The 20,236-nt window shown below is 31.3% G+C and carries 18 protein-coding genes; 14 read left to right on the top strand and 4 right to left on the bottom strand.

The genetic code is table 11. The features are described 5' to 3' along the window. The first annotated feature begins 14 nt into the window (after positions 1 to 14). The 4 genes from V7R38_RS00745 (at position 15) to V7R38_RS00730 (ending at position 3,569) form a co-directional block, all read left to right on the top strand. Positions 15 to 266 carry a type B 50S ribosomal protein L31 gene (locus V7R38_RS00745; RefSeq protein WP_015482265.1) on the top strand — a complete coding sequence of 84 codons (252 nt, stop codon included), beginning with the start codon at positions 15 to 17 and terminating at the stop codon, positions 264 to 266. Between the two features lie 149 nt (positions 267 to 415). Next, complete coding sequence (locus tag V7R38_RS00740; protein ID WP_334055641.1) at positions 416 to 1,936, top strand: FMN-binding glutamate synthase family protein; 1,521 nt, start codon at positions 416 to 418, stop codon at positions 1,934 to 1,936. Then, entirely contained in the window at positions 1,917 to 2,897 is a 981-nt protein-coding gene (locus tag V7R38_RS00735) for a YpdA family putative bacillithiol disulfide reductase (protein ID WP_334055640.1), read from the top strand. The genes V7R38_RS00740 and V7R38_RS00735 overlap by 20 nt, the downstream gene beginning before the upstream one ends. Next, entirely contained in the window at positions 2,898 to 3,569 is a 672-nt protein-coding gene (locus tag V7R38_RS00730; protein WP_334055639.1) for a class I SAM-dependent methyltransferase, read from the top strand. A 74-nt stretch (positions 3,570 to 3,643) separates the two neighbouring features. On the opposite strand, the gene gcvP is transcribed toward V7R38_RS00730, so the two are convergent. Then, complete coding sequence (gene gcvP, locus V7R38_RS00725; protein WP_334055638.1) at positions 3,644 to 6,529, bottom strand: aminomethyl-transferring glycine dehydrogenase; 2,886 nt, start codon at positions 6,527 to 6,529, stop codon at positions 3,644 to 3,646. Between the two features lie 186 nt (positions 6,530 to 6,715). Here gcvP and V7R38_RS00720 point away from each other — a divergent pair, with 186 nt between their 5' ends. Both V7R38_RS00720 and serA read left to right on the top strand, forming a co-directional pair. Then, a complete protein-coding gene (locus V7R38_RS00720) occupies positions 6,716 to 7,537 on the top strand; it encodes a hypothetical protein (RefSeq protein ID WP_334055637.1) in 822 nt (273 codons plus the stop codon). Positions 7,538 to 7,677: 140 nt separating this feature from the next. Further along, entirely contained in the window at positions 7,678 to 9,570 is a 1,893-nt protein-coding gene (gene serA / locus V7R38_RS00715) for a phosphoglycerate dehydrogenase (protein WP_334055636.1), read from the top strand. A gap of 41 nt (positions 9,571 to 9,611) precedes the next feature. Here the strand turns inward: serA and V7R38_RS00710 are convergent, their stop codons facing one another. After that, on the bottom strand, positions 9,612 to 10,796 hold the full coding sequence (locus V7R38_RS00710) for a C40 family peptidase (protein ID WP_334055635.1): 1,185 nt from the start codon (positions 10,794 to 10,796) through the stop codon (positions 9,612 to 9,614). A gap of 106 nt (positions 10,797 to 10,902) precedes the next feature. Here V7R38_RS00710 and kynU point away from each other — a divergent pair, with 106 nt between their 5' ends. From kynU to V7R38_RS00670, 8 genes are all read left to right on the top strand, one after another. Next, on the top strand, positions 10,903 to 12,171 hold the full coding sequence (gene kynU, locus V7R38_RS00705; protein WP_334055634.1) for a kynureninase: 1,269 nt from the start codon (positions 10,903 to 10,905) through the stop codon (positions 12,169 to 12,171). Between the two features lie 18 nt (positions 12,172 to 12,189). Continuing rightward, positions 12,190 to 13,599, top strand: coding sequence for an FAD-dependent oxidoreductase (locus V7R38_RS00700; RefSeq protein ID WP_334055633.1), 1,410 nt, complete (start codon positions 12,190 to 12,192; stop codon positions 13,597 to 13,599). 2 nt (positions 13,600 to 13,601) lie between these two features. Further along, positions 13,602 to 14,006, top strand: coding sequence for a RidA family protein (locus V7R38_RS00695; protein ID WP_334055632.1), 405 nt, complete (start codon positions 13,602 to 13,604; stop codon positions 14,004 to 14,006). A gap of 10 nt (positions 14,007 to 14,016) precedes the next feature. After that, on the top strand, positions 14,017 to 15,459 hold the full coding sequence (locus V7R38_RS00690) for an aldehyde dehydrogenase (RefSeq protein ID WP_334055631.1): 1,443 nt from the start codon (positions 14,017 to 14,019) through the stop codon (positions 15,457 to 15,459). A gap of 92 nt (positions 15,460 to 15,551) precedes the next feature. Further along, positions 15,552 to 16,328: an SDR family oxidoreductase gene (locus tag V7R38_RS00685; protein WP_334055630.1), complete on the top strand. Its 777-nt coding sequence runs from the start codon at positions 15,552 to 15,554 to the stop codon at positions 16,326 to 16,328. A 203-nt stretch (positions 16,329 to 16,531) separates the two neighbouring features. Next, positions 16,532 to 17,059: a 3-hydroxyanthranilate 3,4-dioxygenase gene (locus tag V7R38_RS00680; protein ID WP_334055629.1), complete on the top strand. Its 528-nt coding sequence runs from the start codon at positions 16,532 to 16,534 to the stop codon at positions 17,057 to 17,059. Beyond that, complete coding sequence (locus V7R38_RS00675; protein WP_334055628.1) at positions 17,060 to 17,902, top strand: metallophosphoesterase; 843 nt, start codon at positions 17,060 to 17,062, stop codon at positions 17,900 to 17,902. 43 nt (positions 17,903 to 17,945) lie between these two features. Beyond that, positions 17,946 to 19,031 carry an amidohydrolase family protein gene (locus V7R38_RS00670; RefSeq protein ID WP_015482280.1) on the top strand — a complete coding sequence of 362 codons (1,086 nt, stop codon included), beginning with the start codon at positions 17,946 to 17,948 and terminating at the stop codon, positions 19,029 to 19,031. Between the two features lie 42 nt (positions 19,032 to 19,073). On the opposite strand, the gene V7R38_RS00665 is transcribed toward V7R38_RS00670, so the two are convergent. Both V7R38_RS00665 and V7R38_RS00660 read right to left on the bottom strand, forming a co-directional pair. Continuing rightward, complete coding sequence (locus tag V7R38_RS00665; RefSeq protein ID WP_334055627.1) at positions 19,074 to 19,697, bottom strand: hypothetical protein; 624 nt, start codon at positions 19,695 to 19,697, stop codon at positions 19,074 to 19,076. Between the two features lie 41 nt (positions 19,698 to 19,738). Continuing rightward, positions 19,739 to 20,167: a DUF2141 domain-containing protein gene (locus V7R38_RS00660; protein ID WP_015482282.1), complete on the bottom strand. Its 429-nt coding sequence runs from the start codon at positions 20,165 to 20,167 to the stop codon at positions 19,739 to 19,741. Positions 20,168 to 20,236 lie beyond the last annotated feature (69 nt).

Raw genomic sequence — 20,236 nt, 5'->3', positions numbered from 1 at the left:
TAAAATATTATAAAATGAAAAAAGGAATTCATCCAGAAAATTATAGAATGGTAGCTTTTAAAGACATGTCTAATGAAGATGTTTTTTTAACACGTTCTACTGTAGACACTAAAGAAACTTTAGAAGTTGATGGTGTTGAGTATCCTTTAGTAAAATTAGAGATCTCTAGAACATCTCACCCATTTTACACTGGTAAATCTAAACTTATTGATGCTGCAGGACGTATTGATAAATTTAAAAACAAATACAAGAAATTCAAGAAGTAAGCTTTTTAGGATTTTTAAAAATATAGAAACTCCAACATTTATTTGTTGGAGTTTTTTTGTGCTCTAAAACATAAATTATTAATCCACATCAGATTCGGGTTTCCTTTTAAGTTTGTAAAGTCTTATTTTTACTAATCTAAATTTTAGCCATGAAAAAAACTATACTTACCACATTTGCATTACTTACAATTTCTACTGGAATTCTATTGTATTATGTTAGAGAAGCAGGTAGTGTAATATTATTTTCTATTTTCCTCTTGTTATTCATAATGGCAATCTATGACTCTTTGCAGCGTAAACATTCGTTATTGAGGTCTTTTCCATTGGTGGCCAGATTACGTTGGGTTTTTGAAGAAGAAAGAGAAAAAATTAGACAATATTTTATTGAGAATGACTTAAATGGTACACCCTTAAGCAGAGAGCAAAGGAGTTTGGTATACCAAAGATCAAAAAAGCAAACAGAAACCATACCTTTTGGTACACAACATAATTTGTATAATGATGGTTACGAATTTGTAAAACATTCTTTATTTCCTAAAGATCATCATAATGTAACAGGAGATAGAATAGTTTATGGCTCAGATAAATGTTCGCAAAAATTAGAAACTTCAATTTTGGGAATTTCAGCCATGTCTTTTGGTTCATTAAGCAAAAATGCAATCTTAGCTTTAAACCAAGGAGCAAAAATGGGCAATTTTACACACAATACAGGAGAAGGAGGTGTATCTCCTTATCATTTACAAGGTGGTGATTTGGTGTTTCAAGTAGGTACAGGTTATTTTGGAGCAGGTAAAACCGATGATGAAGGAAAAAGAGTTTTTGATGCTGGCATTTTTAAAGAAAATGCATTAAAACCTGAGGTAAAAATGATAGAAATTAAATTATCTCAAGGAGCAAAACCAGGTCATGGAGGAATTTTACCAGCAAAGAAAAACACAAAAGAAATTGCAGAAATTCGTGTGGTAGAAGAGGGGACAGATGTTTTATCTCCTCCTTCACATTCAGCTTTTTCAAATTTTGAAGAAATGGTTGCTTTTATTCAAGAGGTGAGAGATTTGTCTGGAGGTAAACCTGTAGGTATAAAATTGTGTGTAGGTAATAATGAAGAAATTGAAGAGATGATAAAGACGTTTTCTACACTTAATAATTACCCAGATTATATTGCTGTTGATGGTGGTGAAGGTGGTACAGGTGCAGCTCCTTTAGAATTTACAAATTACATGGGAACTCCGTTAATTGAAGGGTTGTTGTTTATTCACAAAATACTTGAAAATAACAACTTAAGAAAACAAATTAAAATTATTGCAAGTGGTAAGGCAATGAATGCTTTTGATGTTATTCGTTTATTAGCACTTGGAGCAGATGCAGTTGGTATGGCTCGTAGTTTTATGCTTAGTTTAGGCTGCATCCAAGCAAGAGAATGTAATATGGATACCTGTCCTGTTGGAGTTGCCACTCAAGATGAAGATTTGAATGAGGCCTTGGTAGTTGCTAAGAAAAATATAAGAGTAAAAAATTATCATAATGAAACTATAAAAGCCATAAAAGAAGTTGCAGGAGCAATGGGTATAGATAATTTAGGTAATCTGAATCCAACTCATATTTTTAGGAGAATGGAAGATGATAGTATTGTGAATTTAGAAAAAGTATATGAAAGACAATTGGTTTGATGTATTAATTATTGGAGGAGGACCAATAGGAATTGCTTGTGGTTTAGAGGCTAAGAAAAAAGGTTTGTCATATGTAATTATTGAGAAAGGCCCAATTGTAAATTCACTCTACAATTATCCTGTAAACATGCAGTTTTTTTCATCATCAGAAAAGTTAGAGATTGATGATATTCCATTTATAAGTAAAGCAGCAAAACCAGATAGAGCAGAAGCTTTAGAGTATTATAGAAGGATAACTACATCTAATAATATAAATATTAATTTATTTGAAAAGGTAAATGCAGTAACTAAGAATTATTCTGATTTTACGGTTATTACAACTAAAAATAAATACCAAGCCAAGCATATAATTGTAGCAACAGGTTTTTATGATTTACCCAAAAAACTTAAAATTGAGGGAGAAGATTTAAACAAAGTTTCTCATTATTACAAAGAGCCGCATTTTTATGCTGGTCAAAAGTTAGCAATTATTGGTGCAAGTAATTCAGCAATCGATGCAGCTTTAGAATGTTATAGAAAAGGAGCTGAGGTTTCTTTAATAATTAGAGGATCTGAGGTTGGACAACGTGTAAAATATTGGGTTCGTCCAGATATTATTAATCGAATAAAGGAAGGAAGTATTAAAGCTTATTTTAATGCTGAGGTTACAGAAATTCAAGAGCATTCAATAAAGGTAAACACTCCAGATGGAAATATTAAATTAGAAAATGATTTTGTGCTAGCGCTTACAGGTTATCAACCTAATTTTGAATTCTTAGTAAATATGGGAATCAAGCTTTCTGATGATGAGAAAAAAATACCAGAGTATGATAAAGAAACCATGCAAACCAATGTAAAAGGAATTTATTTAGCTGGAGTAATTTGTGGAGGAATGGAAACCCATAAATGGTTTATAGAAAACTCGAGAGTACATGCTAAAATGATAATTAAAAGTATTTTAAGTAAGGCTACTCTAGTTTAGATGCAAGATTCTAAAAACAACCAAAAGAAAAAACCTTGGCCAACCAAAAAGGCTATGGAGCAAATTTATGAGCAAAATCTTTGGGGAGGCAATTCCAAATCATACTATTCTGGTTCAGGTTCTCATGATATGCAGATTAGAGTTCCTTATATTAACTGTGTTTTAGATTTCTTAAAATCGCTACCAAAATCTGTTTCAATTCTAGATTTAGGCTGTGGTGATTTTAACATTGGTCAACAAATTCTTCCATATGCAAAAAAATACATAGCTGTAGATATTGCAGAAAATGTAATCAATTATAACAAGTCAAAATTTATACAGGAAAATTTAGAGTTTTTATGTCTCGATATTGCTAAGGATGCTTTGCCTAAAGCAGATGTTGTCATCATAAGGCAAGTTTTACAACATCTTTCAAATAAAGAAGTTAAAATGATTTTAAGTAAGTTGAATGCTTATAAATACATAGTACTAACAGAACACTTGCCATCAAGCAAATTTGAGCCAAATAAAGATATCATCTCTGGTCAAGGAATCCGATTGAAAAAACAAAGTGGATTATGCATAACAAAAGAGCCTTTTAATTTTAAATGTGAAAAAAAAGTTGAATTGCTGTCTATTGAATTAGGTGATAAAAAAGGCGTTATAAAAACTTGGTTATATCAACAATTCTAAATAAACATCACAATTTTCAACCATAAAAAAACCACCTTTAAAAGGTGGTTTTTTTAATCTATTTTATTTATTGTTTACATATAATCCTCAATAGGGTTACAAGAACAAATTAAATTTCGATCACCATAAGCATCATCAACTCTTCTCACAGTTGGCCAAAATTTATTGTCAGCAATATATTCTAAAGGAAAAGCTGCTTGTTTTCTAGAATATGGGAAATCCCATTCATCACTAGTTAACATTTCTTGAGTGTGAGGAGCATTCTTTAGTGTGTTATTTGCATCTTCTTTTGTAGCATTTTTAATCTCTTCACGAATTGCAATCATTGCATCACAAAAACGATCTAATTCAGCTAAACTTTCAGATTCTGTAGGCTCAATCATCATAGTTCCATTTACAGGAAAAGAAACTGTAGGTGCATGAAATCCATAATCCATTAAACGTTTAGCAATATCAACTACTTCAATTCCATTTTGTTTAAAATCTCTACAATCAATAATCATTTCGTGTGCAGCTCTACCTTTTTCTCCAGTATATAAAGTATCATAATGCCCATCTAAACGTTCTTTGATGTAGTTTGCATTTAAAATGGCATTTTTTGTTGAGTTCGTTAATCCTCTAAAACCTAACATAGTTATGTACCCATAAGAGATTAAACAAGCAAGTGCAGAACCCCAAGGAGCAGCAGAAATTGCTGTGATTGATTTTTCTCCTCCAGTTTCAATGATTGGATTGGTTGGTAGAAATGGTACTAATTGTGGAGCAACACAAATTGGGCCAACTCCAGGACCACCTCCACCATGTGGAATTGCAAATGTTTTATGTAAGTTTAAATGACAAACATCAGCACCAATTGTAGCCGGATTTGTTAAACCTACTTGAGCGTTCATATTGGCACCATCCATATAAACCTGACCTCCATGATCGTGAATAATTTTAGTGATTTCTTGAATTTCACTTTCAAAAACTCCATGAGTAGATGGGTAAGTTACCATCAATGCAGCTAGATTATCTGAGTGCTTTTCTGCCTTTTCTCTTAAATCATCCACATCAATGTTTCCATTTTCTGCAGTTTTGGTAACAATAACTTTCATTCCAGCCATTACAGCAGAAGCAGGGTTTGTACCATGAGCAGAGGCAGGAATAATACAAATATTTCTATGAGAATCTCCTCTAGATTGATGATAAGCTCTAATTGTCATTAAGCCAGCAAATTCACCTTGAGCACCAGAATTAGGTTGTAAAGATGTACCTGCAAAACCTGTAATAATATTTAATTGATGCTCTAATTTCTTTAAAACCTCTTGATACCCTCTAGCTTGGTATAAAGGCACAAATGGATGGATATTACCCCATTGAGGATTGCTTAAAGGCAACATTTCAGAAGCAGCATTTAATTTCATTGTACAAGAGCCTAAAGAAATCATAGAGTGATTTAAAGCCAAATCTTTACGTTCTAATTTTTTAATATAACGCATCATATCTGTTTCTGATTGATACGTATTAAAAATCTCGTTTTCTAAAAATGATGTTTTTCTAGCTACATTATCTGCAATTACATCAAAATCTGAATGAAAAGGTTCTTGCGTTAAAATTCTAGAAAAGCTATCGTAATTTTCTTCTTTTACAGGATTTGGACGTTTTTTTAACTGTCCAAATAAAGTAAATAAGTTCATTAAATCTTTTTCTGTAGTTGCTTCATTCAATGAAAGTGAAACTAAATTATCAGAAACATAATTAAAATTCACTTTAAACGATTCTGCTACAGGCTTTAATCTTGCCTCTTCTATTTCTATTAAAAGAGTATCGAAGTAAGACGTGTTTAGTTGCTTAAAGCCAGCTTTTTCTAAATAATCTGCAACTAATTTAGTTTTGTTATGTACAGTATCTGCAATGTATTGTATACCATCTTTTCCATGATAAACAGCATACATACCAGCCATAACAGCTAACAATACTTGAGCAGTACAAATGTTAGATGTTGCTCTTTCACGTTTTATGTGTTGTTCTCTAGTTTGCAATGCCATTCTTAAAGCACGCTTACCATTCATGTCTTTAGTAACGCCAATAATTCTTCCAGGAATACTTCTTTTGTAAGCTTCTTTTGTAGCAAAAAATGCAGCATGAGGTCCTCCATAACCTAAAGGTATTCCAAAACGTTGTGTTGTACCAACTACCACAGATGCACCAAATTCACCTGGTGCTTTTAATTTTACTAATGATAAAATATCTGCAGCAACTGCAACTTTAATATCATTATCGTTTGCTTTTGCAACAAACTCTTCATAATCAAAAATCTGACCTAATTTACCTGGATATTGTAAAATGGCACCAAAAAAATCATCATCAAACGTAAAATCTTCATGATTACCAACAACCAATTCAATTCCAATAGGAGTAGATCTTGTTTGTAAAAGCGATAGTGTTTGAGGTAAAATTTCTTCAGAAACAAAGAATTTATTTGCGCCTGCTTTTTTCTTTGCACGTTCTCTAACATCAAAAAGTAAAGCCATAGCTTCTGCAGCTGCTGTACTTTCATCTAATAAAGATGCATTTGCTAATTCCATTCCAGTTAAATCACAAACCATAGTTTGGTAATTTAATAGGGCTTCTAAACGACCTTGAGCAATTTCTGCTTGGTAAGGTGTGTAAGCTGTATACCAACCTGGATTTTCTAAAATGTTACGTTGAATTACACTTGGCACAATTGCTTCATGATAACCTAAACCTATGTAGCTTTTAAAAACTTTATTTTTTTCAGAAAGTTCTTTAATATGAGCCAAATACTCATATTCACTCATGGCTGGTGCTAAATCTAAATCGTCTTTTAAACGAATATTATCTGGCACAGTTTCATTAATTAACTGTTCTAAACTATCTGCTTTAATAGCTTGTAACATTTTTTCTTGCTCCTTTTGGTTAGGACCAATGTGTCTTAATTGAAACGAATTAGTATTCATTAAATAAAGTTTTATTTAGATAATTTTCAATCAAATTTATTGTCAATTACATCATGAAAATTATGTCGATTTTTAATGTTACAAAAATAAGGATTCTAGAGGGTTTAAATTTGATAATTTAACAACAAATATTGTTAATTATTAACTAAATCTTAATGTTATTAACAGATGCACTATTTTTGTAAAATGAAGGGTCTTAAAATTATTTTAGAGTTTTACTTAAATGCTAGTTTTCATGTGGCTTTAGCTGTATTTGCTTTTTTAAGAATAACCGAAATTTATTTTGAGTTACCTTTTAATCAAAGTCTAGATTATTTTATTTTTTTTGGTACTATTACAGGCTATAACTTTGTAAAATATGCAGGAGTTGCAAAACTGCACCATAGAAGTTTAACGAGTAGTTTAAAAGTGATACAAGTTTTCTCTTTAGGTTGCTTTTTAATCATGTGTTATTATGCAACCCAAATTAAGTTAAGCACGCTAATTGTTTCTATACCATTTAATATTCTTACAGTTTTGTATGCAGTACCATTTTTAAGCGGATTTGCAAAAAATTTAAGACAAATTAGTTACTTGAAAATTATAATAGTTGCTTTTGTTTGGGCTGGTTTTACAGTGCTTTTACCATTAGTTGATGCTGGTTTATCTTTAAATGTAAGTGCAGTAATTCTATTTATTCAAAGATTTTTATTAGTAGTGGTTTTAATTTTACCTTTTGATATTAGAGATGTAAAATACGATGCTATTTCATTACAAACCATACCCAAAAAAATAGGGCTAATACAAACAAAAAGGCTTGGGTTATTACTACTAATTTTAGCTCTAATTTTAGAGTATTTATTTGAGGCATCTGCAACTTTAAATACGCCATTTATGTTGTTCTTTTTTATGGTTGTTTTATTTCTAATGAGATCTAAAATAGAACAAAGTAAATACTACAGTTCATTCTATGTAGAGGCATTACCAATAATTTGGTGGCTGTTTCTTTTAGGATTTCTCAATTTTTAATTCGTTAAATGTATATTTTTCATTTTTTGATTAAAATACCATTCATTTAAAATTGATATCATAAAACTATAAAATCGCCAAATAATTCTTGGTTTAATTTGTAGATTTACCATTTAAATTTCAATCAAGAATTAACCATAATGGGCACTACAAAAAGAAACTATATTTTCGATTTTGATAGCACTTTAACCAGAGTAGAAGCTTTAGATGTTTTAGCAGAAATTACCTTAGAAAATAATCCTAAGAAAGATGAGATTATTCAAGAAATCATAGATATTACAAATCTTGGTATTGATGGTGAAATTTCCTTCACAGAATCTTTAGAAAGAAGAATTAAGTTGTTAGAAGCGAATGAAGCAGATTTGTCTCAATTAATTGCAGATTTAAAGAAGCAAGTATCTACTTCAATTGAAAGAAATAAAGAGTTTTTTGAGTTGTATTCAGATGATATTTATGTAATTTCTTGTGGTTTTAAAGAATTTATAGATCCTATTGTAAAAGAATACAACATACCATCAGAAAGAGTTTACGCTAATACTTTTAAATTTGCGAATGATGGTAAAATTATTGGCTTTGATGCTAATAATCCATTATCACAACATAATGGAAAAATTCAATGTTTAAAAGACATGAATTTAGATGGAGAAATACAGGTTATTGGTGATGGTTACAGTGATTATGTGACGCGTGAAGCAGGAGTTGCAGATAAGTTTTTTGCCTATACAGAAAACGTTTCTAGAGATAAAACAACCGAAAATGCAGATTATATTGCACCTAATTTAGATGAATTTTTATACGTAAACGATTTGACACGAAACATATCTTACCCAAAAAATAGAATTAAAATATTACTACTAGAAAACGTACATGCAGATGCTTTTAAGAAATTATCTACAGATGGTTTTTCTGTAGAAACTATCTCTAAAAGTTTGTCTGAAGACGAATTGATTGAAAAAATTAAAGATGTTCATGTTTTAGGTATAAGATCTAAGACCAATGTTACTCAGAAAGTAGTAGATGCTGCAGAAAAGTTAATGGTAGTAAGTGCATTTTGTATTGGTACCAAACAGATTAATTTAGAAGCGTGTAAAGAAAAAGGTGTTGTGGTTTTCAATGCACCTTACAGCAATACACGATCTGTGGTAGAATTGGCGATTGGTGAAATTATAATGCTAATGCGTTCTGTTTTTCAAAGAAGTACAGAAATTCATAATGGTCAGTGGAGAAAAACAGCAGAAGGTTCTAGAGAGGTTCGTGGTAAGAAACTAGGTATTGTTGGGTATGGAAATATTGGTTCTCAACTTTCAATCTTGGCAGAAGCTTTGGGTATGGATGTTTATTACTATGATGTTGAAGACAAACTAGCCTTAGGTAATGCAACTAAATTAGATACCTTAGAAGAGTTGTTATCAATTTCTGATGCAGTTAGTTTGCATGTAGATGATAATGCTGCAAACAAGAATTTCTTCGGAGAAAAAGAAATCTCTTTAATGAAAGATGGTGCACATTTAGTAAATTTATCTAGAGGATTTGTTGTAGATATTCCAGCTTTAGTTGCTGCTTTAAAAAGCGGAAAACTAGCAGGTGCTGCAGTTGATGTATATCCTGAAGAGCCAAGAAAAAATGGTGACTTCTATACTGAATTAAAAGGTTTAGATAATGTAATTTTAACACCACATGTTGGTGGTAGTACAGAAGAAGCACAGAGAGATATTGCCGATTTTGTACCTAATAAAATTATGGCTTATATCAATTCTGGTAATACAGTAGATGCTGTGAACTTTCCAAATATTAGATTGCCAAGACAAACAGATGCCCATAGATTTTTACACATCCATAAAAATAAATCTGGAGTTATGGCTAAGATAAATGAAATTTTGGCGCAATACGATTTAAACATTACTGGTCAGTACTTATCTACAGATCCAAAAGTTGGTTATGTAATTACAGATTTAGATAAAGAATACAATAAAGAGGTGATTGATAAATTACGAAATGTAGATGGTACCATTAAGTTTAGAGTACTTTATTAGATATATAAAAAAAAAGCCTCTCAATTTTGAGAGGCTTTTTTTTAATTCAATTCATCTTTTAAATCGATGATGTTTTTATCTTTTTCACCCAAATAACGTCTGCTTCCTAAATATCTATTTTTATTAAACTCATCATATAATGGATTTTTTTCATCCATAGAGCTTATATGTACATTTCCAGAAGAGTGAATAAACTCCATATTATCATTACCTAACCAAATACCAACATGTACAACTCTTTGTTTTTTATCTTCAGTAGCTTTGGTTCCAAAAAACAACAAATCTCCTTTTTGTAAATCAGAGAAATTCAAATCGTTATCTACTATTTTACCAGCATTAATTTGTTGCGAAGCGTCTCTAGGAATTACAAATCCGTTTAATAAGTAAGTCATTTTTGTAAACCCACTGCAATCCATTCCTTTACTAGAAGTTCCTCCCCATAAATAAGGGAAACCTAACATTGATTTTGCAGTTTTTTCTATACTTTCTTGTGTGGCAACTAAATTTTTTAGCCACTCATTTAAAATTTGAGCTTCCTCTTTTTTAATGAATCCTTTTCGTTTATCAGGATATTCTACTTCATAGGTGTTTTTATCTTCAGAAAGATACTTTAAAACTCCACCAAGTGTAATGTCTGAAACAATACTTTTGTTTAGATCTATATTATCATAAACAAAACCTGCTGAATTTGTATAAATGATTTTTTTAGCATTTGACCAATTGTCAAATTCGCCTTTGTTCATTCTGTAAATTCCACCTTTATCAACCCAAGAAATATAACCATCTGGAGTTTGTATTCTAAAAAAATCACCTTCTTTATCTAATACTTTTAAAGACATCCCTAAAAGACCTTGTGTGCCTAATTCAGCAGAATGCTTGGGTGCCGATCTTATATTTAGTACAGAGTTATTACCAATAGCATACATTTCATTACCAACCACAGAATCTGGCAAAACCCTAATTTTATTTAAAAAATCAATGTCTAAACTTTTTAAACTATCCAGCAATTTTTGATATCCTATTTTAGAATCAGTTTCTCCACTAACAATAATTTTATCATTGTCATAATCTACTTGAATATCATAAATAGCTACTCTTTTATCTGGTGCATATTGTTCTTTAATACTTTCATTTACCCCTTGTAAACCAGTAACTAATAAAGAATTGTTATTGCAAGAAACAAATAAGATTGCTAAGAAATAAAAGATTTTTTTACCAAAATTCATAAGCGTTTTTTTACTTTTTGATAGTATAAAGATAGTAATTTATACTATCAAAAATAACTTTATAAAGTAGATTGTTTATCTTTGAGAACAATCATTTTACAATTAAATGGAATATAAAAATACACTAGAATTCGCTAGAAAATTAGATAGTGAAGATCAATTGGCTACTTATAGAAACCAATTTCATATGCCTCAAGATAAAGCTGGAAATGACTGGTTATATTTTACAGGGAACTCGTTAGGCTTACAACCTAAAAAAGCAAAAGAATACATTAATATAGAATTACAAGATTGGGCAGAAAAAGGTGTTGAAGGCCATTTTGATGGCGAAAATCCTTGGGTGACTTACCCTGAGTCTTTATCTGAAATGATGGCAAAAGTTGTAGGAGCAAAACCTATAGAAGTCATAATTATGGATACACTTACAGCCAATCTTCATTTTTTAATGGTTTCTTTTTATAGGCCAACAAAAAAGAGGTATAAAATTCTTATTGAAAGTGATTCCTTTCCTTCAGATAGATATGCTGTGCAATCTCAATTAAAGTTTCATGGTTATTCAGAAGGAGATTTAATTTATTGGTCTCCACCAAAAGGTAAAGATCTTTTAGAAATAAAAGACTTAGAAAATATCTTGGAAGAACAAGGTGATGAAATAGCGTTGGTATTAATAGGAGGTGTAAATTATTACACAGGCCAAAGATTCGATTTTAAAAAAATAGCAGAACTTGGTCATGCAAAAGGTTGTGTAGTTGGGATAGATTTAGCTCATGGAGCAGGAAATATTCAGGCTAATTTACATGAATCTGGAGTAGATTTTGCTGCTTGGTGTACATATAAATATCTAAATTCTGGGCCAGGAAGTTTATCAGGAATTTTTGTTCATGAAAAACACGCTCATAATACTGAGTTACCACGTTTTGCAGGTTGGTGGAATCATAACAAAGACACACGTTTTAATATGAGGTTGCCTTTTGATGTAATGCCTGGAGCTGAAGGTTGGCAGTTGAGTAACCCTCCAATTTTAGCAATGGCACCAATTAAGGCGTCTTTAGAAATGTTTGAAGAAGTTGGTATGGATGCTTTAAGAGAAAAATCTATAAAATTAACAGGTTTTATGGAGTTTCTTTTTGAAGAATTAGGTTCAGATGCAGTGTCTATTATTACTCCTAAGAATCCTGCTGAAAGAGGTTGTCAATTATCAATTCAAGTGAAAAATGCTGATAAAAGTTTACATCAAAAGTTGATGGACAAACATATAATTACAGATTGGAGAGAACCTAATGTAATTAGATGTGCACCTGCACCAATGTATAATAGCTTTGAAGATGTTTACAAAATGGTGTCAATTTTAAAAGAAATTCTAAAAGATTATTAAAACCTTATATCGAATTCTATGAATAAAGACGATAAAATATTAATTATTGGAGCTGGTTTATGTGGAAGCCTTTTGGCACTTCGTTTAGCGCAAAGAGGTTTTAAAATAGAATTATTTGAAAGTAGACCAGATTTGCGTAAAGTAGATATTTCTGCTGGTAGATCTATAAACTTAGCATTGTCAGATAGAGGTTTGAAAGGGCTGAATTTATGTGGTGTTGCAGATAAGGCAAAAGAAATCTGCATACCAATGTTAGGTAGGCAAATGCATGATGTAAATGGTAATACTTTCGATTCTAAATATTCAGGTAGAGAAGGTGAATATATCAATTCTATTTCTAGAGGAGATTTAAATGCAATTTTATTAGATGAGGTAGATTCACATAAAAACGTAAACATACATTTTAATAAAAAATGTATTCATGTAGATTTAGATGAAACCAGTATTGAGTTTTACGATTATGAAACGAAAGAGGAGTTTACAGTTACTGGTGATCTTATTTTTGGCGCAGATGGTGCAGGGTCTGTATTAAGAAAGCACTACATTTCAGAGCGAAAATTTTTATTTAGTTATTCTCAAAATTACTTAACTCATGGTTATAAAGAGTTAGAGATTTCTGCAGATGAAAACGGAAAACATCAATTAAGTAAGGGGCATTTGCACATTTGGCCTAGAGGAGATTTTATGCTTATTGCCCTACCAAATATGGATGGTAGTTTTACAGTAACTTTATTTTTAAGTTACGATGAAGGTGAATATAGTTTCGCTAATTTAACATCCGAAGAAAATATTACAGCATTTTTTGAAAAAGAATTTCCAGATGCTTTAGCTCTAATTCCGAATATAAAAGAAGAATTTTTGAATAATCCAACAGGCTTTTTAGGTACCGTAAAATGTTCTCCTTGGAGCTATCAAAACAAAACCCTGTTAATTGGTGATGCCTCACACGCAATTGTGCCTTTTTATGGTCAAGGTATGAATGCTTCTTTTGAAGACGTTTTTGTGTTTGATGAAGTATTAAATAAAGGATTTAAAACATGGCAAGAGGTCTTTAAAGCCTTTGAAAAAGAACGTAAACAAGATACAGATGCTATAGCAGATTTGGCAGTAGATAATTTTCATGAAATGAAAGATCATGTAGCTAATCCTTTATTTAAAGAGAAAAGAAAAATTGAGATGGATTTAGAGGAGCAATTCCCAGATGAATATTTTTCTAAATATGCTATGGTTACTTTTAAAGAGGATATACCTTACAGTGAAGCTATGAAAAAAGGTAGGGCTCAAGACAAAGCGTTATTGAATTTAATTGCAGACGATGAAATTAACACGCATTTAAATATGTCTAAAGAGGAATTACATCAAATTTTAAAAACGATAAAGGAGGAAACAAACGAAATTTTACAAGAAGATAAAATAGCAGGTTTATAATTATGGATAAAAAAGTTACACCTAGAGGCGCTTATCCACATGTAAAAGTGGTTGGTGATTTTATTTTTGTATCAGGAACAAGTTCTAGAAGACTGGATAATTCTATAGCTGGTGTTGATATTATTGATGAAATGGGTACAAAAAGATTAAATGCTGAAACGCAAACTAGGGAGGTTTTAAAAAATATAGATAGCAACTTACGGACTGTTGGAGCTAGCTTGAAAGATGTTGTAGATGTTTCTTCTTTTCTGGTAAATATGAATGATTTTGCTGGCTATAATAAGGCCTATGCAGAGTTTTTTGATAAAGAAACAGGGCCAACTAGAACAACTGTAGCTGTACATCAATTACCACATCCAGATTTGGTGGTAGAAATTAAAGTTACAGCTTATAAAAAACAGGACTAGACTTACATTTATGCAAATACAGAACTACATCAATGGCCAATTTGTAAATCCAATTTCAGATAGTTGGTTAGATAACTATAACCCAGCAAATGGAGAGGTTTATGGGAAAATTCCAAACTCGGATATTGCTGATGTAGAAAAAGCAATTGAAGCAGCTGAGCTCGCTTTTAAGAATTGGTCTAAAATTACCTTAGAAGAAAGAGGACAGATATTATTAAAAATCTCAGAACTTATTTTAGCTAATCTGCAGTCATTGGCAGAAGCAGAATCTAAAGATAATGGTAAGCCAGTTTCTTTGGCTAAAGAAGTAGACATACCAAGAGCTGCAAGTAATTTTAAATATTTTGCAAATGCCATTACTCAATTTTCATCAGAAGCTCACGAAAGTATAGGTCATAATGCAGTAAATTTTACGCTTAGAGAACCTTTAGGAGTGGTAGGTTGTATTTCTCCTTGGAATTTACCTCTCTATCTTTTTACATGGAAAATAGCACCAGCAATTGCAGCAGGTAATTGTGTAATTGCAAAACCAAGTGAGGTTACTCCTGCAACAGCTTTTTTATTGGCAGAAATTTGCAAGGAAGCAGGTTTGCCAAATGGAGTATTAAATATAATTCATGGTTTAGGTTCTACTACAGGTCAAGCAATTGTTGCTCACCAAAAAATAAAGGCCATTTCTTTTACAGGTGGCACAAAAACAGGAGCACATATTGCAAAAGTTGCTGCACCAATGTTTAAAAAATTATCTTTAGAATTAGGTGGTAAGAATCCTAATATCATTTTTGCAGATTGCGACTATGATAAAATGTTAGCAACTACAGTTCGTTCTTCATTTGCAAATCAAGGTCAAATATGTTTATGTGGCAGTCGAATATTTGTAGAGCATAAAATTTACGAAAAGTTTAAAACAGATTTTATTCAGAAAGTATCAGAATTAAAAGTCGGTCATCCCTCTAAAGAGGAAACACAAATAGGTGCCTTAGTATCTCAACAACATTTAGAAAAAGTAAAATCTTATATTGATATTGCTGAAAAAGAAGGGGGTAAAATACTTTATGGAGGAAATAAGGTTGAGGTTGCTAATTTCGAAAACGGATACTATTTACAACCAACCATTATTGAGGTTAATAGTAACCAATGCAAATTAAACCAAGAAGAAATATTTGGGCCAGTTGTAACAATTATGCGTTTTGAAACTGATAAACAGGCTATAGAGCTAGCAAATGATACAAAATATGGATTATCAGCTACCTTATGGACGAATAACTTAAACAGAACTATGCAATTTTCGAAACAATTAAAAACAGGAATTGTTTGGGTTAATACGTGGATGTTACGTGATTTAAGAACGCCTTTTGGTGGTCAAAAAGAAAGTGGAGTAGGCAGAGAAGGAGGTTTTGAAGCACTTCGATTTTTTACAGAACAAAAAAACCTTTGTATTAAATATAACTAGCATTATTTAAAACAAAATTGAAAAATTAAAAACGAGTTAAAGAATATAATATAGAAAAGTGTTTGAAAAAATCTTTTCTAGAAATACTGAATATGAATTTAGAATTAAAAAATAAGAATGCTTTGGTTTGTGGTAGCACACAAGGTATAGGTAAAGCAACAGCAATTATTTTAGCGGAAGAAGGTGCAAATGTTACATTGTTAGCCAGAAAAGAAGAAAAGCTAAAAAAGGTATTAGAGGCATTGCCAAATAATAATCAGCAACATAATTATTTAGTGGCAGATTTTTCTAATCCAGAAGAGTTAGAATCTGTATTAGAACAAAACTCTACAGAATACCATATTTTAATTAACAACACTGGTGGTCCTAGAAGTGGTGCCATTTTAGAGGCGACTTTAGAGCAATTTCAAAATGCATTTTCGCAACATTTGTTATGTAATCATATACTTGTACAGCACCTTGTACCTTTTATGAAAAAAGAAGCATTTGGTAGAATTATTAATGTAATATCTACCTCTGTTAAAGAGCCAATTCCTGGTTTAGGTGTATCTAACACCATTAGAAATGCTGTAGGCAATTGGGCAAAAACCTTATCAGAAGAAATTGGTAGCTTTGGTATTACCGTAAATAACGTTTTACCTGGTTTTACAGAAACAGAACGTTTGAATGAAATTATTAAAATTAAAGCGCAAAAGTCAGATACCAGTATAGAAAATATGACAGCAATCATGAAAAATTATACGCCAGCAAAGCGTTTTGCGAAACCGGAGGAAACAGCATCAGCAATTGCATTTTTAGCAAGTAACAAGGCAAGTTATATTAATGGTATTAATTTGCCAGTAGATGGGGGCAGAACAAAAAGTCTTTAATTTTTTTAGAAGCTATTTCCTGCTTTCACTACTCGCTTTTTTATACTGAAAGCTTTCAGTATAAAAAGAGCTCAAACAAAACGTTCAATCAGGGCTAAACTTGTTTGTTAGCTTTTAGAAAAAATCAGACTAAAAGTTGTCTTATTTAAGTATAAAAAACTAATTTTAACCAACAATATCAACGTTAATAAATAACAATTTATATGAATTTAGTACAACCTTTAAACTTTAAAAAATGGATAGACGAACATCGTCATTTATTAAAACCACCAGTTGGTAATAAACAAGTTTGGGATAATGGAGAGTATATTGTTATGGTTGTTGGTGGCCCAAATAACCGAAAAGATTATCATTATAATGAAACTCCAGAGTTTTTCTATCAATTAGAAGGTGATATGGTTTTAAAAATTATAGATGATAAAGGCAAACAAATTGATGTTGAAATAAATGAAGGAGATATTTATTTGTTACCTGGTAAAGTACCACATTCACCACAAAGAAAGGCCAATACAGTTGGTTTAGTAATAGAATATCCTCGTTCAGAAGGTATGTTAGATGCATTAGAGTGGTATTGTGAAAACTGCGAGAATCAATTGTATAGAGAAGAGTTTCCTCTAGACAATATAGAAACAGATATGCCAATTATTTTTGACAAGTTTTATTCTGATAAAGAAAAATGTACTTGTAATAACTGTGGTACTGAAATGCAGCCACCCAACAAAATAAAGTAAATGAATAGAAAAACTTTTTTAAAGAAAAGTTTGTACTCTGCAGTGGGTTTAGGCTTAGCTACAGGTCTTTATTCATGGCAAATTGAGCCTTTTTGGTTAGAGTTTGTTAAGCATAAAATGCCAATTAGAAATTTGCCAAACAATTTGGTTGGTAAAACTTTAATGCAAATTAGCGATATTCATGTTGGTAATAAATTCGATTACAATTACTTAATTGAATCCTTTAAAAAAGCCAAAGAATTCAACCCAGATTTTGTAATGTATACTGGAGATTTTGTAGATTACGAAAACGAAGAACAATTTGCACAATTAGAAACGGTTTTAAAACATACAGTAACTGGTACATTAGGCACAGTTGGTGTTTTAGGAAATCATGATTATGGTAAAGATTGGGTAGAACCAGAAGTGGCCAATAAAATCGTTTCAATTTTAGAGGCAAATAATATTACTATTCTTAGAAATCAGGAAACAGAACTGAATGGATTAAATATTATTGGTATTGATGATTATTGGGGTTTGAATTTCGATCCTAAAAAGGCCACACAAAATTTTAAAAAAGATCAGCCTTACATTGCTTTATGTCATAATCCTGATGTTTGCGACTTGGATGTTTGGAACAATTACGATAGTTGGATTTTAAGTGGACATACGCATGGAGGTCAAGTAAAGCCACCATTTTTAAAACCACCAATTTTACCCGTAAAAAACAAAAGATATTCATCAGGTAAAATAACCTTAGACAATAATAGAACTTTATATATCAATAGAGCTTTAGGTTGTTTGTGGCAAGTTCGATTTAATGTTCGCCCAGAAATCACCATATTTACCTTAGAAAAAGCATAAAAATAAAAGTATAATTGCATCAATTTAATTTTTAAGATACAACATGCCAAACAGAAAACTAAGAATTAACGGCCATTCGCACTTATTACCTTATCCAGAAGAAATTCCGCAATTTATGAAAGATAAAGAAATTTTTTGGGTAGATGATGAGCGTAAACATATGTTGCAAAAAGGATGGAAAAGACCTGTAACACATTCTAGTTTCTTTCTTGATGAAAAATTACTTTGGATGGAGAAAAACAAGATAGATCATGCAGTCGTTTTAAATCTCTCTCAATTGTATGGAAATGGTTTGCGTTTAGAGGAAATGAAAAAAGCCTTACGATTTCAGAATGATTTTAACGCAAAGGTTCAAAAAAATCATCCAGATAAATTTACTTGTGGTTTTGTGGTGCATCCTGGTTTTATTTATGGAGCACTTTACGAAATGGAAAGATGTATTGAAGAATTAGATTTAAAAGTGTTGTGTTTGCCTACCCATTTTATGGATTCTATTGGACAATGGAGATGCGTGTTCGACGAAGAAAATGAACGAATTTTTGAACTAGCAGATAAATACAAATTGGCCATAGAAATTCATCCTTATGATGGAGATAAAATGATAAAACTAGAAAATACCAATTGGCGTTTTCACTTAATTTGGATGTTAGCTCAGTGTGGAGATGCTTATCATTTTTATACATTGAATGGTATGCAAGAGCGTTTTCCAAATATTAGAACGTGTTTTGCACATGGAGGTCAATTGGCTCAAATGAATCTAGGAAGAAGAATACAGGGTTTTGATGGTAGGCCAGATTTGTTTGAAGGTAAACATCACCCAAGAAAAGCGGTAGGTCATAAAAACATCTTTTTTGATACGCTTGTGCATGATACAGACTCTTTAAAATTAATGTTTCAAAGACAAGGAACGAGTCAGGTATTAATGGGCTTAGATGATCCTTATCCTTTAGGAGAAATGGAAAGTGATAAGCAATCTTCTTATCCTGGTAAAATTTTAGATTTGGCTATAGAGAAAGATTTAATTTCTGAGCAAGAAAAAAATGAAATTTGGGAAGATAATGTGCTTCAATGGATTTTTGGAGATGATGACGCAGCCAAACAGAAGTTGATCAATAAGATTATAAATTAAAAAAAAAAGCTTTCAGAACATCTCTGAAAGCTTTTTTATTATTTATTCACTACATTTTTTAAGAACATCTTCTGCTCTTTCTACCATAAATTTTGGGTAAAATTCTACAGTAATTTCTTCTGCTTTTCCCAGCTCAATTGCTTTTTTAATTTGCTCACAATAAGGTTTTGTAGATTTCCCAAAATATTGTGCAAAGCCCATATCCCATTCAGCTTTTCCTAAAATAACTCTTGGATTATTTGGTGCAATAGCCAAAGCTTGTTCATATAACTGACTGTTTCTACCAGATAAAGTCATGCCGTATTTTTGTCCGTCAAAAGATATGTAGGCTAAGTTTAGTAAAGCTTGTGTTATTATAATTTCAGGATTATTTTCAGAATTAGCTTTAGCAGCATCTAAAAACGATTGTGCTTTTTTAAGTTTTGCAGTTAATTTGGTTTCATCTTTCATGCCAAAACTACTTAAAATTTCTAATTGAGCAGCATAATACGCAGGTAACCAATTCTCTGATTCCGCTTTAGAAATTCTTTCAAATAATTGAGAAGCTTCTGTCATTTTTCCTTGTTCCCAAAGAGCAAAACCTTGTTGCATTCCTTTTTGGTATTTTGTTTGTCCAGTTACATTTAGAGCAAAGGCTAGCCCTATGAATAAAAATAAATTTTTCATAATTTGTTGTTATTAAGTTAGTTGTATGTTTTTTTGTTAAATTATTTAACGGTGATAGAAATGGTTTTATGATCGTCTAAAACAAATTTTGCTTCGTCAAAAGAAGGTGGCCCCATAAACCCTTTTGCATTATTAGAGAAACCATAAGGTTCTTTAGGAATACCAAACATTTTGGTATCCATAATATTATTGTCATTTGCATCATGAAAAACAGAAGCTGCATAAGCACCTTTTTTTAGCCCTTTAAAATAGATGATTGCTTTACCATCTTTTACAATGGCATTTGCGCCTTTTGTGCCATCGCCTTTTTTTAGAAAACTTTCGGCTCTATCTGAAAGAGCTAAGAAAACTTTTCCACTATCTACTTCCATGCCTGATACTTCAATAGTTAAGTCGTAGGTTTCTTCTTGTGCTTGTAGCGAAAAAATTCCTGTTAAAGTTAAAAGGCAAATAAATATTAAGTTTTTCATGATCTTATTTTTTGATGATTCAAATATCTGATGTTTTTGTGAAAATAAAACAATAATGATACCGAATTG

This window comes from Polaribacter sp. P097, assembly GCF_036864555.1.
In the GTDB taxonomy this organism is placed as follows: Bacteria; Bacteroidota; Bacteroidia; order Flavobacteriales; family Flavobacteriaceae; genus Polaribacter.
Note: the sequence above shows the minus strand (reverse complement) of the source record. Positions and strands in the feature narration are given on the sequence as shown.